Raw genomic sequence first — 16063 nt, 5'->3', positions numbered from 1 at the left:
AACATACACTTTAGGTGAATAAGATCGGAACACTTAATTTACCGCATCAATCACAGCAGAGATAAAGCGTTTTTTGAAATCAAGGGTTCTTGAATTGATTTAAATAGAGATAGCTAATCCAATGAAAGTGAAAAAATATGCCAACTGTCAACTCAACCACAAATCAACCCTCAGTAAGTAAAACGACAGCAACCTCTGATATCTCAACTCCTCAAGAGCATGACATCTGGTTTGATGCCATTGACCTCCTTGAAATGAACGAGACCTGGTTTGACGCCAGCGACAGGGATCATGCTGACCTGGCATCTGCAGAAGCCGCCGCAGATTTCCGGGTCCCGTTCACAGAAGACTGCCGCCGTGGTGTTCAACAGCTGATCCGTACTCTGGGAGAATACGAGGAGAGCAAAATGCTCTCTGCCTGCGTTTCAAAAATACTTCCAGGAACTCCGGCCAGCCTGGTAATGGCTGCCAACAGCCTGTATACCGCTCTCACTGAGAAAAGGAATATTGATGCTGCAGCGCTGCATGCCCTTGGCATCGCCTCGTGGTGCCTGCCTGACAATATGAATATTGTTTCCCAACTGGCAGCCTTTATCCGTGATACCGTTACTGGCTGGACTGACGGCACCTGTTTGCAACAGTTTCTCAATAGCGAGGAAAATCACTTCCCCGCCCATCTGTATACCGCACTGGCTGTTACGGCCATTGTTGCCGGACGCTGGATGAAAGATGAGGGGGCGCCGAAGCGTGGTGTGCTTAAGGTCCCGGCATTTATGGCAAACCTCTTTATTCGTGCCAGTCATTACTGGAATGCACTGGGGGATATGGCTCGCAATGACACTTCCTCCAGCAGGGTATCCAGTGGAATAACGCAATCACCTCAGCGTGTTTCGGCTTTTGAGGTGGATACCAGTATAAAAATGACTGGATATGTATGTGATGCTTCTGTTGACTGTCTTTCCTCATCACCATCAATTACTGCATTTTCGTCAAATTCGACCACTAACCCTGAGGCTTACACCCAGGCGATGGTCCACAACAAACCCCCGTCTGCCCCGGATAAAGCTGAGCGTCTCTCTGTCGCTGAACAGGCGCATTCCCTCGCGATGGAAAAACTCCGGCAGGAAAGCGGACTGACAGACCTGCTTTACTGTGCCACCCACAAAACTGAAACCCGCCAGCAGACAAACGAAAAGGTCATCACTGACACGTATTTTAATACGAAATGTGACGGTATTGCTTATCCTGAGCCGCTCAGAAAAACGGCAGAGAACACCGTCGTACGCAAAAACGAACCGGAAACGGAGATAATTCCGCCAGTAACCAACGATGGTGGCGATAAACCTTTGCTACCAGTCACGGGGATGGCAGTCGCCTTGCCTGTTGCCGCATCACAGATGAGGCCGGGTTGGGTAAAATATGTACCTGTAACCGTGACTGGTCTGACCGGGGTTTTAATGTTGGGAAAATCGCTGTGGTGGGCGTACAACAGATTGGCGTGGAACGATAGAGAAAAAAACGATCCAGGCTTGCTGAAAACAAACAGTACCCATAAACAAGACGGTGTACAGGCCGCTTCTATGTTGGGTGGGAATCACAGAGAAAAAAGCGATCCGGGTTTGCTGAAAACAACCAGTAGCAATGAACAAGACGGTGTACAGGCTGCTTCGTTTGGGGTGAATCACAGAGAAAAAAGCGATCCAGGTTTGCTGAAAACAACCAGTAGCTATAAACAAGACGGTGTACAGGCTGCTTCTGTGCTTGATGGGAATCTAAAATCTAATCCATATATAAAGCAAAGTTTGGAAGAAAAAAATGCAAAGAAAAAAAAGAAAGAATTAATTTCGCCTGAGAAAGCATATACGCAGGAAGGTGTAAGAGAAAAAATATTGGATGCTATGCATGATTATAGTGCGGTTTTTACTGATGAAAAAACTATAAATTACCTTCAAATGGATGCAGATATAAATAAAAAAGGAATTAAATCAGATGGGACAGTTGATTCCGATTATTTTTTAGATAAAAAGTCTTTCTTTCAACTGGTTGAAAATAAAATCCTGGGTATTAAAGATGATGAAAAACAAAATGAAAGTGCAAAATTTGTCAGGCTCCTTCTGAAAAAAATATTATCGCGAAAGGGTATCATGAAGAAAATAAATGGTGTTAGCTATGTTAAGACACCAAAGGCGTTAACAATGCTATTTACCTCAATGCTTGGGAATTTGAGAGTATTTGATCATGATGCCTTTTATGAGGATTTTAGTAAGGAGGATGTGCAGAAATTTACAGGTTTAAAAATTATGCAACGTAATTTGGATAATTACATGCAAAAAAAAATCAGAGGGAAAAATTTCAAGCAAATAAAAAAAATTAAAGATCGTAAATATCACATAGATAAGTTAAATATGAATTTTAAATACAAATTCATGAATTATCTTCTGCTTCCATATTTAGATAAAAAATCGGACTGTTATGAAATTATAAAGAAGGATGTCAGTGAAAATATAAAAGCTTATACGCAAAAGGATATTATATTAAAAGTTTTTGATGTGGTTGAAAATGAGATAAAAAAAACAATTAGCCTCCCACTCTCTTACATGGATAATGATTCACCAATAGGACAGCATGTCAATAAACTAACGCAGGTAATTCGAAAGGTACAAACTGTATTTGGAGGGCTTTATGATTTTGATTCTAAGGGGAGTGTCGATGACTCATCTGTAAAAGCAATCAGGGAAAAAATTAAATCAGTTTATTTTCTTCTTGGGGAAAATGGAGGTAATCCTAATTATCGCAATGAGCTGGATAAATTATCGGCCATTAATAATATGTTTAAAGAGCAAACTGAACACCAGCATGAAGGTAATGGATTTATTAAGTCTGATATCGGTGGTGAGTATGCGATTTTATTAGAAAGATATCAGGAAGCTTTCAATTCGAAGTTTGATGACTGTCTGTCAAATAAAGATGATAAAGATATAATTAGTACACCAGTTGAAATAAAAAACAGTAATGATGCATTTATGTCCCAAATGCAAATTATTATTAAGGAAATTTCATCTAAAACAGAAGTAGTGGATAATGATTTTAATATTGCACTGGGTAAATTTCATCGAGGCGAATTAAGTAAGCAGGATTTTAACAAGTATCGGCATTCAATTATTAATTTGTTTGTGTCGGAGTATGTACTGCCATCACTTAGTGATCCTAAGTTGAGAACTGAATTTTCAACAATTCTATTATCGAAAGTCACTGGCGTTGATATACAAAAGATAAACTCTGTTTCAGAAGAGGGATTATTAAGTTCTGGTTTTTTTTATAATATGAAGAAAGAGTCACAGGCACTGTATAACAATAAAATAACAAAAGAAATTGAAGTTGCAATTGACTTAATAAAATCAAAAAATCCAGGGCCATATCGTAAGAAACTTATCGATGCTATAGAGAATGGGAAGCTTTCTTTATTCTCTAAAAGTCAAAGAAATTCTATTGTTGATAGCGAGTTAACTCTTGCAATAAAAATAGTTTCTGCTGAATTAGATGCGAATGATGATGTGAAGTCATTTACTGAGAAGGTTATTACTTCTAAAATAAATGAACTGGAAAACATAAAAAAGGTTGTGGAAGGTGAAATATACAAAGTTGGTGTCAGTAAGGAGTTGTTTGATAAAAACCTGCAAAAACTCAAGGATGTGAATACTCAATTGCTAAATATGAAGATTGAATTGAGAGAAAGATATGAGGCAATTAACTACATGGATAGTATTGTTTCAGAATGTAGTGTTGTCAATGATGAATATGTATCGCCTTATATGCCTTTGCAACAATCGAAATATGCAAAGGATAACATTGAAGATGTGAAAATTGCAGCCGTTAAACATCTTTACAAAATAACGGAATCATCATCGGATAAGCATGAAAGATTGAAGTATTTGAACCTCTATAATGCAATTGTTGTAAGTGGAAAGCCAGAGGCATATCACGTTCAAAATCTGGCAGCAATGTACTGGTCTGTATTCTACAACTCTTCATTTAAAAATGATATTCATTCAATAATGAAATATTTTGATAATACCAATGTTGATAACAAAAGACTGAATTTCTCCGGCATTGTTAATTCTGATTCAGAAAAGATGAAAATAAAAGCACTTATATCTTATATATCAACCAGCAGAATAAGAGTTTTATTTAAAAATGCGCATAGCACAGCCGAACATCTGGAGCAGATTGCTGAAGGTTTTTACCTTCCGAGTACTTATTTTTCAATTAAGGATATAAAAAGAAGATCGGAGATTCCTGGCCATTCTTTTTCCGAGTTTTCATCGCAATTTACTAAGATGTATACTTCGCAAAATATGGATAAGGACGTAACCCAAATATCAGGCGCAAGGTTTAGGAAATCAGGTATTGATGTCAAACAGTTAGATTTGCCACCTAAAAAAGTATATACGTATAAACATTTGTCTCGACCAGGAAATAATTATAAGGCCCCCCCAAGGGATGATGATGTTGTGATTGTAATAACGCAGGATAACAGTGTTATTATTTCTGTTGCTTTCGATAATAAGAGCGCTGTCAGATATATTCCTCCAGTGGATCATGAACCTAAGCTTGGTGAGATCGATGCGATAGTTAAGGACTTAGCTCCTTATTCGTTGGAGTATTATGATAAGCGTCATAAAGATATAGACAAAGAAGTAACTGATTCAATTATTAAATCTGTAAATTTATTCTATTCTAAAGAAGATGAGTTTACTTATTCATTTGTCGATAACAATCCAAATACCAACTATCTGGTGATGGATTGCGATTCTCTTTCTATTTCTGACAATGAAGTAAGCACTGATATTTATTCGTGGGGAAAACGGGAACTTCTTGTTCTTGAAAAAACATCTCCTGATGAGAATGGTTCAGTAGAAAGCATTCTTCACCGTCAGATTAAGAATACATTATATGAAAAGATAGAGATGATGAAGGTTGTTTATAATGATGCAGAAGATGTTTTGGGGGAAATTCTAACTTACGCTCCTATACCGTTTATTTCTTTTGCTCTTGTTGCTCGTAAGATAATAAATGGAATGCCTGTTACAAAAAGTGATGTGGCAGCAATGGTTATTGATACAGTTACCAATATTGATTTACCTATTAAAGTAACGTCGCTGATAAAAACGGCGTTGATTGATAATGTTGATAATGAAATAAAATCACTTGTTTTACATGATGCTGATCTTGCTGTAGCTGAAAGTCAGATTAAAGATGCAGTTCGTATTGGTATCAGTAAAAGTATTGCCGACGAGCCCCTGACATCGATGATTAAAAGTGATAAAATTATTATACCCAAGCCAGCGGAACTGGAGCGTAGTTTTAATAATTATCAAATGGACAGTACGGGAAATTTTGTTTCTTCTTCATGTGACTCGCTGGATGCAACTCTTCATAATCTGGAGGGAAAAATTGATGAAGGTATCAGTATGTCTGATGGTATTTATTATAACAAGCTAAGAGAACGAGTTGGAAAGAAGAATTTAGAACTAATAGGGATAGATTTCAAAAATATTTGGCCCAGAAGTATGATCTTTCAGGCAGATATTGATGCCGTAATAAATGATGTTGAGCAAGCCGGGCAGAATGCAGTAGTGCAATATAATAATGCCTATCACGCTTATCAGCAGAAAGTTGCTGATTCATATGTGCGATTTATTCCAGATGGACACACGCCTCAAGAGGTTTATGCCGATTTTATTACCGATGGATACGCCATGTATGGCTATGGTAATATTGGCGTAGAAAATCTCAGACATATTGATGGCGCTCTTCACCGAAATGCAAATTTTATAATTCAGAGTTTTGTTTCGACTGATACATTGGTAAGTAAAAGCAATCATATATTTCAGGAGGCATTCCGGCTTGATGGGGGGGGGCTATTAAGAAACCAGTTAAGAGATGATGTCAGAAGAATGTGGGCAGAACTTACTGAACAGCAAGTGGATGATATTCTTGCTAGCCTTTCATCTCGTAGTTATCATGTAAATCATATGACCGCCATGACAGTCAATAATAACTTTTCCAATGTTTGTTTTTTTGGTGCGGAAGCTGGCGGTGAAGTTGATGCCGGACATCTCCTCGTAGGCAAAGTGTATCCAACTGATGCAGGGAAAACAGTTTTTATGAATGTTGCTGCACCAAATTTAGCACCTCACAGAACAGTAATGCATGAAATGTCGCACTTTGTTGGTACACTGGATTATATTTATCTGTCAGATTCATTCATAGGCACTATGACACCAATATCACAGAAATTAGGTGAATGGAAAAATGTTAATAGTGTGGTGGAAATGATTCAGGTTGTTCCTGATTACGAAATACGAACTTTTTTCGATATGCGGCAAGATGAATTCGTGGGGCAACCGCATTATCAGGCTGCATTTGAAATATCCCGTTCTCCAAATTTTGTTACCGATTTTATAAAAAATAATGCGGATTCCTATGTTGAATTTATTGAATACATGGATAAAAAATATACTGTTAACGAAGATGGGGCAGTTATAATTAATCCGGCATATCGTAACATAAGGAGTGCTTCTTCCAGCGAGGATGATAAAGTCATCAATATGAGAAAAATCTTATTAAAAATGCTATTTTCACAATCTCGTCCTCAATTTGGCACTGTTACAAAAGATGGTGGGCATTGAAAGAATTAGCCCCAGCTCTGAATACCATCTTCACCCGGATAACCGCGTCTGCTTCGTGACCATGCAGGGTGACTGTATCAATTATGAGCGTGTCCGCGATACCCCTCTGCTCTACAGCCAGAGGGCGCGGACCCGACGTGGAACCGTTCTTACAAAGCGAGGGATACCACAATCAGAGTGGCCCTTGTCAGATGTTCATCTGGCTCCTTGAGTTGGGTGGCATGTACAGGAGCCTGCGAAGGATATCTGATTACTTTGTATGACTGTGAATATTTCTTCGCTTTTATCAGGGATATGATGAAAAATTAAACCGGTTTACCCTCCATTACCGACAGGGAGAACGAAATGGAATTTGCACAGGCTACTGCCGAAACAGGACAATCCCACTATTCACTTTGCATTCATAACAGTCCGGTGTGCCCCAATATGCTGTGGTTCAGGGGCCGTGAAGCCCTGAGCGAGCCATTTTCCTGGAATATTGAGTTCACCACCCCATCCGGCGGTATTGCCGGGCAGGATGTCCTGTTGAAGTAGGCCAGCCTGAGGATGCGTAACGGCAAAGAGGTTCACGGCATTATCACCTTTCTGAAATGTCTGGGCACCAGCGCCGACCAGTCACACTATGCCGTCTGTCTTGAATCCCGTCTGGCCCTGCTGTCCCGAACTCGCCGCTGTGCCATTTACCAGAATATGTCCGTGCCGGAGCTGGTTGAGCATCTGTTGCGCCATCACGGACTGGAGGGCGCTGATTTTGATTTTCGTCTGGAGCGTCAGTATCCTGAACGCGAGCTGATAACCCAGTGGCGCGAAACCGATTTGCAGTTTATTCAGCGTATTCTCACTGAGGTGGGCATCTGGTTCCTTTCAGAAATGAACGCTGTCACCCGGCAGGAAACGCTGATTTTTGCCGACAGCCAGCTTAACTACGAGTTTCATATCACCCTGCCTTATGCTGACCTTCCGGCCTGTACGACGGTGCAGAGGAAAGCTGCTGGGGCGTGCGTACCTGGCATAATGTTGTCACCGACAGCGTGAGCACCCGCAACGATAATTACCGGGACTGGGCGCGACCGGTCTCTGCGGATGTGACTGTGCGCAATAATGCCGCAACAACAGGTGAAGATTACCGCTACGGTGGCACGCAGTTAACGGCGGGTGATGATACTGACCCGGAGCCGGAAACCGAAAGTGGCGCGTTCTGTGCCCGTATTCACCATGAGCGGGCGCTGAATCGCTCAGCCATTCTGCATCTTTTCAGTAATGCATCCGGCCTTACCCCCGGACAGGTGCTGGAGCCGCAGGGCGATATTATTGAAGAAATGCGCGAAGGCGTGGTTATCGGTCTTGTCACCTTTATCGCCTCCCGCGATTCGCGTCTGCATGTTTCCGTCTGGGGCATGCCCTATACCGAGCGTTGCTGTTACCGCCCGCCGGAAATTCCCCGCCCGGAAATTCATGGCACGTTGCCCGGTCGGGTGGACAGTCGCACACCGGATGAACCTTATGCCTGGCTGGATGCTCAGGGACGTTACCGGATACGCCTGGACTTTGACCGTGACCAGGACTGTGAGCCAGGCTATTCCTTCCCCTGGCTGAGACTGTCAAAATCCGTGGCGGGCGACATGCACGGCTTTCATTTCCCGCTGGTGCACGGTACAGAGGTCGCTGTGGCTTTCCGTGCAGGCGACTCTGACCTGCCTTACATCGCGTAGGCTTTCCACGACTCAGAGCACGCTGATATCGTGACCCGCAACAACAACAGCCAGAATATCCTGTGCACGGCGGGCGACAATGAACTGCGTATGGACGACAGGCGGGAAGAGGAGCATGTCGCCCTCACCACACCTTACGGCGCAACACAGCTTAATCAGGGGTACGTTACCGACGCACAGGGCAAACCACGTGGCAGCGGCTTTGAACTGCGTACCGACGAATATGGCGTGATTCGTGTGGCAAAGGGGCTACTTGTCACCGCTGACGGACAGCGTAAGGCCGTTGGTGATGTACTTGATATGGCAACCGCCCTGCGTGAGATTGAAATCTGTCAGGCGCAGATAAAGCAGCTGGATATGGTAGCGGCGCAGGCGCGGGCACTACAGGCCGATATCGCCAGCCAGACTGAGATGTTTGATAAACGGCTAAAGCCGCTTAATGAAATGATTCACTTTTCCGCCCCGGAGGGAATGGCCTTCACCAGCGGGGAGCATATGCAGCTGACGGCGGCAGGCAACATTGCCATGAACGCGGGCGGAGATATCAGCATCGGGGCAATGGGGAATGTGGCTGCCCTGGCGGGTGACAGCATCGGCCTGTTTGCGCACACCGGAAAACTCAGCATCATTTCCAGCGAAGGCCCGGTGCAGTTTCAGGCGCAGGGCGGCAGCATGCACCTGAGTGCGGAGCAAAAGGTGAGCATCACCAGCCTGAGCGACATCCTTTTTCAGGGTAAAAAGCGTATCACGCTGATTGGTGGTGGCAGCTACCTGAAAATTGAGGCCGGAAAAATCGAATACGGTACAACGGGGACCTATACCCGCAGGGTTAAACGTTTCGGGTTATGCGCCCCTGCCTCCATGCCGCTTGACCTGCCCGCGATGGGGAACACCCCTAAACACATTATTGCTGTTACCAGCGGAAAGGACTGCAGGTCAGAGAGTGCGCCTGTATTTAAATTTATGCCGGAGGAAAAAGAATAATGGCAAGGGAAGACAGTTACGTACCGATATTTCCGCAAGCGGATGTGATGCCCCGTAAATTTGACGGTCTGCTGGGCTGGTCGGCTGACTGGCGCTGTGCCGTTGACCCCAAAGACAAGCCGATAACGCTGGACAGCACTGTATCACTCAACCCGTCTGCAACTGAGGTGACGGTACAGTTTGGTGATTCGCTCAGTGAAATCGCGCAGGAGCATGGCTGCACCGTTAGAGAACTGGCTGAGCTGAACCAGCTTCGCAACGCGTCGCTGATTTTTCCGGGGCAGGTGCTCAAACTCCCGGTGCGTCAGTACAGCCTGACTCAGGCGGAGGTTGTCAGTCTGGCGGCGCAGGCTGATACCTCCTGCACGCTCTCCTTCGCCTTTGAAGACCTGATAGAAAAACCGCTGCAAAAGTTGAAAGTTCGAATCGAGTCGGCTGCGGGCGATGTGTATGAATCGGTAACGGATGAACTCGGCAGTATTCAGGATTACGTCATGGCGAAAGCGCAGCAGATCCGCGTGTTTGTCAACGGCGCACACGGGGTTAAGGAAGTGGCGAAATTTACGCCGTCAGAGGGGAAAAGTGGTATCAGACTGACCAGTCCGAAAGTGCGGGTAAAGGGCGTGACTGAACCCGTTAAAGACCGGGCAGGCCGTATTGATCTTGATAAACACCCGGTCAATACCGTCGTCAGTGGACGGGACAGCAAGGGTAATCCGGTTATCCAGATCAATCATACCTGCCCGAACAAATATGATCTCCAGCTGGGCAGGAATCTGGCTTACTGGGATCAGATCATCGCCGCATCTGAGCGCAGTGGCATTATTCCGCAAAGTATTGCCGCCGTCATTAATGCTGAATCCGCTCAGATTAAAGGTGTCTGGAATAAAGATTCAGTCGCAATAAGTCGGGAGAAAACGAAGGCTGCCAGAGCATTAAAAGAACAGCAGGGCGAATCAGCCGAAGGCGTGGTGATTTACAACAGTTCCGCCGCCGGCATGACGCAGTTTTTAAATGCCACCTGGATTGATGAGACCTTTCGGGAAGGGACGTATCTGAATGAACAGGCCCGTGAACGTGGCGTACTGGCAAATAAGCCAAAGCGGGATGCGCTGAACAATATTGAATATCACCCGAAAACCTATCAGCAAATTATCCTGCCGATGTTTGAGATTGAGGCGGGCACCTGGTGGACAAAGCAGCAGATTATCAGTAACCGATTGCTCAGGGGAATAACGCCTTATCCGCCTCATGCCACAAAGGCGCTTCAGGCATGGCTCAATCTGCGTTATGAGCCGGAGTTTATCATTATGGCGGCGGTGGATTACGGGCTGTATAACCTTGCCCGGCTACAGACGGCAGGCTACCGGGTGGATACGGTAAATGATGCGTAGAAGGCCAAAATCTTTTATCTGACCCATCATCTGGGGCTGGGCGATGCCAGGCGTTTTATCAGAAAAACCATTACTGAAGAAAATGCGCATAAATTACTGGTGGCACAGGTTGGGGCGAAGAGGGCTGCGAGATATGCGAAGGACAATGGCTGTTATATTGAGGGGCATAGATATTGGCTTTCAAAATACATTGATAACAATATTAACCTTGAAAATTTTTATTGTCCGAAAATAGAGTTTACAGAAAAGCAAGAGTCAGGCAGTTTAGAAATCGTGATAGAAAAAATAAAGGGAGATGTAACATGATGATTTTGCGTGCTATGGCTTTATTACTGCTGTTGATATCTACTTCATCATATTCGTTTGAAAAATGCATTCAAAGAACAAACTGTGATAATACAACACTGGGTAAATTAGAGTATGTTGATGGTGGCAAAGAAAAAGATAAGCAATCTCGTATTTTTTTGAATGGAAATGAGATTTTTAAAAACGATAGCTATCGAATAGGCGCAGATATTGAGGGATGGACCTTAGATAAGAAAAACTATAGAAGTAAAATAATTGTTTTCTATGATTTCAATACTCCTCAATATATAAAAACCGACCCTACATATGGCGATCTGTATCGATACAGAGCATATAGATTATTTAATTTTTCAGGTAAAGAGGTGGTGATCTCAAATGAGTTTTACCCTCCTGCGGATTATAAGGCACCTCTCAGATGGGTGTCCTGGGGACAAAAAAACTCAGTGATTGCCTTTGATGATGGTTCCCGTTTCAGATATGAAAATGGTCATGTCACCATGATCGATGACGGGACGAAATCCGGCAATGATAACTGACAGCTTAATCCCTGGATGGATTCAGCGATGAGGTGTTGATGTTTTTATCCGTTTCCGGCGCTCATGACGGCGAATGCGGACAGGCCAGCTTGCTTTGCAGGCGACACTTCCCTTATTCTGGTGAAAAGTAACAAGAGTTTACTTTAATGACTCGGGGTGCCCTTCAAAAGAAGGCTGAGAAATACCCGTATTACCTGATCTGGATAATGCCAGCGTAGGGAAGTCAGATGCGTTACGCATCGCTTTCCCACGCCGGGTGGGGAGCGTTAAATGATCCAACCTCATCTCTTTACGGCCAGCCAGGCCGCTTCTTCTCTCACCACGTTGCGCCATCTTTCACCGCTGGTGCACTGCCTGACCAATGATGTTGTGCAGACGCTCACCGCCAATGTTCTGTTGGCGCTGGGGGCCTCACCGGCGATGGTGACGGAACCAGAGGAGGCCGCAGAATTTAGCACCATTGCGGACGCGCTATTGATCAATGTTGGCACACTGACCAGCGAACGCAGTAAAGCGATGCTGGCGGCAGTGGCGGCAGCAAATACGGTGGGAACCCCCTGGACGCTTGATCCGGTCGCGGTGGGGGCGCTGACCTTTCGCAGCGATTTCTGCCAGCATCTGCTGACATACCGTCCGGCGGCCATCCGGGGTAACGCATCGGAAATTATCGCGCTGGCGAACCGGGGATGTGGCGGACGTGGCGTTGACAGTCTGCACGATCCCGAATCAGCGCTGGAAGACGCTTTGTGGCTGGCACAACAGAGTGGCGCGGTGGTGACGGTAACGGGCGCGGTGGATTATGTTACTGACGGTGAGCGCAGTATGAAGATACCGGGCGGTTCACCGTTGATGACCCGCGTGGTGGGTAGCGGTTGCGCTTTATCGGCGGTGGTGGCCGGATTTACTGTGTTGCCCGGCGATAAGCTCAGTCATATTGCCAGCGCCTGCCGGATTATGAGCCTCGCGGGGGAAAAGGCCGCCATTGCTGCAAACGGGCCGGGTAGTTTCGTGCCGCATTTCCTCGACATGTTGTACCGGCTGGATACAAAGGCGATGATATGAAACGGATTAATGCACTGACCATTGCCGGAACCGACCCCAGTGGCGGAGCGGGCATTCAGGCCGATCTGAAAACCTTCTCGGCACTGGCGGCATACGGTACCAGCGTAGTGACCGCGCTGGTGGCACAAAATACCCGTGGCGTGCAGTCCCTCTGTCGGATAACGCCCGATTTTGTTGCCGCGCAGCTCTCATCCGTGTTGAGTGATGTGCGTATCGACAGCGTGAAAATCGGGATGCTGGCCGGGAGCGACATTGTTGACGTGGTGGCCGACTGCTTGCAGGCCGCCGCGATCCCATGGGTAGTATTGGATACGGTGATGCTGGCTAAAAGTGGCGATGCCTTACTCTCACCGGAAGCGGTAGTGACCCTGCGACAGCGGCTGTTACCGCAGGTGTCTTTGATCACGCCCAATCTGCCAGAAGCCGCCGCGCTGCTAATGTGCGATATTGCGCGCAGTGAAACAGAGATGCGCCAGCAGGCAAGGGCCTTGCTGGCGATGGGCTGTCAGGCGGTACTGATGAAAGGGGGACACCTCAGCGGCAGTGAAAGCCCGGACTGGCTGATCACCGCCGGTGAAGAACTGCGCTTCACTTCCCCAAGAGTGATAACAAAAAATACCCATGGTACGGGCTGTACGCTCTCCGCCGCGCTGGCGGCGCTGCGACCACGTAATGCCAGCTGGCACGACACGGTGCAGCAGGCGAAGCAGTGGTTACAGGGGGCGCTGGAACAGGCTGATTCACTGGAGGTGGGTAACGGGCACGGTCCTGTGCATCACTTCTATCGCTGGTGGTGAGACAGTATTACCCGCCTGTTGTGAAAAATGTCGTCGGCAGTTTGCCCTGCAGAAGAATGGAGATCCATGCTCTCCGAGGGAGCAGGACCGGACGGCGCGGTCCCTTAATCTTCAGAGAACATTGAATGGCACGGGCGTGGTAGCAAACCTTGCAGAGAACGCAGAGGTGTCGTGTCAGGCGTATTGCTGCATTACCACTCTGCCGACGGTTTCTGTTTAGCGGATGCACCGGCAGGCCGGACAGGAAAACAGAGTGCGGGGCGGAGTGAATATCACTCTGCGGTTTCAAACCAGTCGCTGTTCTGCTCAGCAATGGGGGTGATGGAGAAAATGATCTCCTGCAGATGACTTCGCAATGCCATTTCGGCAGCATCCGGGTCACGGGTGAGGAGCGCCTGGTAAATCGACTGATGTTGCTCAATCAGTCTCTCCGGGGGAGACACTTTACTGAGGGTAAGGAAACGTACCCGATCCATGGCCGCCTTAATGTTTTCCACCGTTTCCCATGCCAGTTCGCAATTGATGCTTTGAGCAATCAGCCGGTGAAACGCATCATCCAGCAGCAGAAAAGCCTGGCTGTCATGGCGCTCTGCGGCCATGTGCTGGAGTGTAAGGTTATGTTCAATCAGCGCCAGCGCGCTGGTTGTGGCCTCTGTCGCCGCGCGCCTTACCACCGCGACCTCCACGGCCTCGCGGATAAAACGGCCATCGGCAACGCGCCGGGCCGAAATCTTACGCACAAAGGTGCCGCGCTGCGGCAGGACCTGCACCAGGTCAGCTTCTGCCAGTTTAATAAAGGCTTCACGCACCGGCTGACGGGAGACACTAAAGCGGGCTGAAACCTCCTTTTCCGATAGCAGCGATCCGGGTGGAACGGCGCAGGTCACAATATCCTGTCGCAGAAAACGATAAATTTGCTGATTAACCGGCTCGTTGGCGGTAATGCTATATGAAATCGACATGCATAAAATTCGTTGTGATGTTATACGCCAATGTTGAGGCGCGGGACGGCACTAAGTCTAATCAGAGCATCGCCCCGGCACCAGCCCTTTTACGCCATTTCCCGGCAACGGCTGCTCACCCGCCGCACGGTTTCTTTCGCGCCGTACGTGCACAGCAACTGATAACAGTGGCTGACACGCTCACGAAAACGGCGGTTATCCGGCAGATCGTCACCAAAGACGGCCTGAAGTGACAGTAACGCCGCGATACGCTCATCGCCATCCTGACTGCTGCTAACCAGACGTGTCAGCGCCTGTTGTAGCGGATCGTTAATCTCAATGCGCTTGCCCTGTTCATCAACGCCGCTGACATAGCGCATCCAGCCGGCAACCCCCAGAGCAAGCAGTTCAAAATCACTGCCGTTATTCAGATGCCAGCGAAGACTGTCGAGCCAGCGTTGCGGCAGTTTTTGCGTTCCATCGGTGGCAATCTGGTGAGTCCGGTGTTTAATGGCGCGGTTTTTATAGCGGGCGATCAGCGAATCGGCGTAGGCGGTGAGGTCGACGTTTTTCGTGCGAAGGGTAGGGGCCTGCTCGTCCAGCATCAGCTGGCGGGCGGCCTGAACAAAGTGAGCATCATTCATGCAGTCGCTGATATGCTCATAACCTGCCAGATAGCCAAGATAGGCAAGGAAGGAGTGACTGCCGTTTAACATGCGCAGCTTCATTTCTTCAAACGGCAGCACGTCAGCCACCAGCTCAGCTCCGGCTTTCTCCCATCCCGGGCGACCATTGACGAAATTGTCCTCAATCACCCACTGGAAAAATGGCTCACACTGCACGCCCGCCGGGTCATCACAGCCCAGCTGTTGGGTTAAGGCGCTAAAGGCCTGTTTGGTCATCGCAGGAACAATGCGGTCCACCATCGTAGACGGGAAGGTGATATTCTCCTCAATGTAGCGGGCCAGTCCGGCATCCTGCTGTTGCGCCAGTTGTACCACCACATTGCGTGTGACATGACCGTTTTCCGGCATGTTGTCGCAGGACATCACGCTGAAAGGCTTCAGACCAAGCTGGCGGCGACGGCGAATGGCGGCGAGGATCACGCCTGGCACGGATTCAGGATCGTCAGGATACGCGAGATCATGCACGACAGCCGGGTGATCAGACATCAACTGACCTGTAGAAGGCTGATAGCAATAGCCTTTTTCGGTCACCGTTATCGATATAATGGCCACATCAGGCTGACTCATCGCCCCGATGATTTTATCAATGCCATCGCCGCTGCGGTACAGAGCATTATTCAGTACGCCAACCACACGCGAGTTCAGTCCGTCATCGGCCATTTCAGTGACGCTGTATAATCTGTCCTGCTGGCGCACTGCTTCGATCAAATCGCCCTGATTGCTTTTTTTGATTTCACACGCGCAGTAGCCCCAGTCGCTGTTGTGTGCAGAGGCCAGGATCTCGGCACAAACGCCCTGGTGAGCACGAAAAAACGCGCCAAAGCCGATATGAACGATACGCGTGCGCAGCGCGCGACGGTCATATTTTGGCAGTAGCGTACCTGCGGGTAAAAGATGAAGTGATAACATAGTCAGTCCTTATATAAGATGGGCGGACGTCAGACCGTTCCGCC

8 protein-coding genes, 1 pseudogene and 1 riboswitch are annotated in these 16063 nt (G+C 47.1%); of the genes and pseudogenes, 7 read left to right on the top strand and 2 right to left on the bottom strand.

The window, feature by feature from the left end; all coding sequences use genetic code 11:
• Positions 1 to 137: 137 nt before the first annotated feature.
• From EB241_RS00445 to thiD, 7 genes and pseudogenes are all read left to right on the top strand, one after another.
• On the top strand, positions 138 to 6692 hold the full coding sequence (locus EB241_RS00445; protein WP_124231272.1) for a hypothetical protein: 6555 nt from the start codon (positions 138 to 140) through the stop codon (positions 6690 to 6692).
• 345 nt (positions 6693 to 7037) lie between these two features.
• A complete protein-coding gene (locus tag EB241_RS21225) occupies positions 7038 to 7226 on the top strand; it encodes a hypothetical protein (protein ID WP_233592503.1) in 189 nt (62 codons plus the stop codon).
• 12 nt (positions 7227 to 7238) lie between these two features.
• Positions 7239 to 9388: pseudogene (locus tag EB241_RS00440) on the top strand (type VI secretion system Vgr family protein).
• On the top strand, positions 9388 to 10782 hold the full coding sequence (locus tag EB241_RS00435; protein ID WP_233592502.1) for a LysM peptidoglycan-binding domain-containing protein: 1395 nt from the start codon (positions 9388 to 9390) through the stop codon (positions 10780 to 10782). The pseudogene EB241_RS00440 and the gene EB241_RS00435 overlap by 1 nt, the downstream one beginning before the upstream one ends.
• Positions 10783 to 11084: 302 nt before the next feature.
• On the top strand, positions 11085 to 11624 hold the full coding sequence (locus tag EB241_RS00430) for a hypothetical protein (RefSeq protein ID WP_233592501.1): 540 nt from the start codon (positions 11085 to 11087) through the stop codon (positions 11622 to 11624).
• 142 nt (positions 11625 to 11766) lie between these two features.
• Positions 11767 to 11862, top strand: a riboswitch (TPP riboswitch).
• Between the two features lie 32 nt (positions 11863 to 11894).
• Positions 11895 to 12686, top strand: coding sequence for a hydroxyethylthiazole kinase (gene thiM / locus EB241_RS00425; protein WP_124231271.1), 792 nt, complete (start codon positions 11895 to 11897; stop codon positions 12684 to 12686).
• On the top strand, positions 12683 to 13483 hold the full coding sequence (thiD, locus tag EB241_RS00420) for a bifunctional hydroxymethylpyrimidine kinase/phosphomethylpyrimidine kinase (protein ID WP_124231270.1): 801 nt from the start codon (positions 12683 to 12685) through the stop codon (positions 13481 to 13483). The genes thiM and thiD overlap by 4 nt, the downstream gene beginning before the upstream one ends.
• A gap of 272 nt (positions 13484 to 13755) precedes the next feature.
• Here thiD and EB241_RS00415 read toward each other — a convergent pair whose 3' ends face one another.
• Together EB241_RS00415 and EB241_RS00410 are read right to left on the bottom strand one after the other, a co-directional pair.
• Positions 13756 to 14445: a GntR family transcriptional regulator gene (locus EB241_RS00415; RefSeq protein WP_124231269.1), complete on the bottom strand. Its 690-nt coding sequence runs from the start codon at positions 14443 to 14445 to the stop codon at positions 13756 to 13758.
• A gap of 89 nt (positions 14446 to 14534) precedes the next feature.
• Positions 14535 to 16019 carry a mannitol dehydrogenase family protein gene (locus EB241_RS00410; protein ID WP_124231268.1) on the bottom strand — a complete coding sequence of 495 codons (1485 nt, stop codon included), beginning with the start codon at positions 16017 to 16019 and terminating at the stop codon, positions 14535 to 14537.
• Between the last annotated feature and the right edge of the window lie 44 nt (positions 16020 to 16063).

Source organism: Erwinia psidii (genome assembly GCF_003846135.1).
GTDB lineage: Bacteria > Pseudomonadota > Gammaproteobacteria > Enterobacterales > Enterobacteriaceae > Erwinia > Erwinia psidii.
This window is presented reverse-complemented; position numbering and strand designations above follow the sequence as displayed.

Excerpts from the sequence above, each read along its gene's own strand:
- thiM (WP_124231271.1), top strand. The coding sequence starts at position 11,895 with ATGATCCAACCTCATCTCTTTACGGCCAGCCAGGCCGCTTCTTCTCTC.
- EB241_RS00435 (WP_233592502.1), top strand. The coding sequence starts at position 9,388 with ATGGCAAGGGAAGACAGTTACGTACCGATATTTCCGCAAGCGGATGTG.
- EB241_RS00410 (WP_124231268.1), bottom strand. The coding sequence starts at position 16,019 with ATGTTATCACTTCATCTTTTACCCGCAGGTACGCTACTGCCAAAATAT.
- EB241_RS21225 (WP_233592503.1), top strand. The coding sequence starts at position 7,038 with ATGGAATTTGCACAGGCTACTGCCGAAACAGGACAATCCCACTATTCA.
- EB241_RS00430 (WP_233592501.1), top strand. The coding sequence starts at position 11,085 with ATGATGATTTTGCGTGCTATGGCTTTATTACTGCTGTTGATATCTACT.
- EB241_RS00445 (WP_124231272.1), top strand. The coding sequence starts at position 138 with ATGCCAACTGTCAACTCAACCACAAATCAACCCTCAGTAAGTAAAACG.
- thiD (WP_124231270.1), top strand. The coding sequence starts at position 12,683 with ATGAAACGGATTAATGCACTGACCATTGCCGGAACCGACCCCAGTGGC.
- EB241_RS00415 (WP_124231269.1), bottom strand. The coding sequence starts at position 14,445 with ATGTCGATTTCATATAGCATTACCGCCAACGAGCCGGTTAATCAGCAA.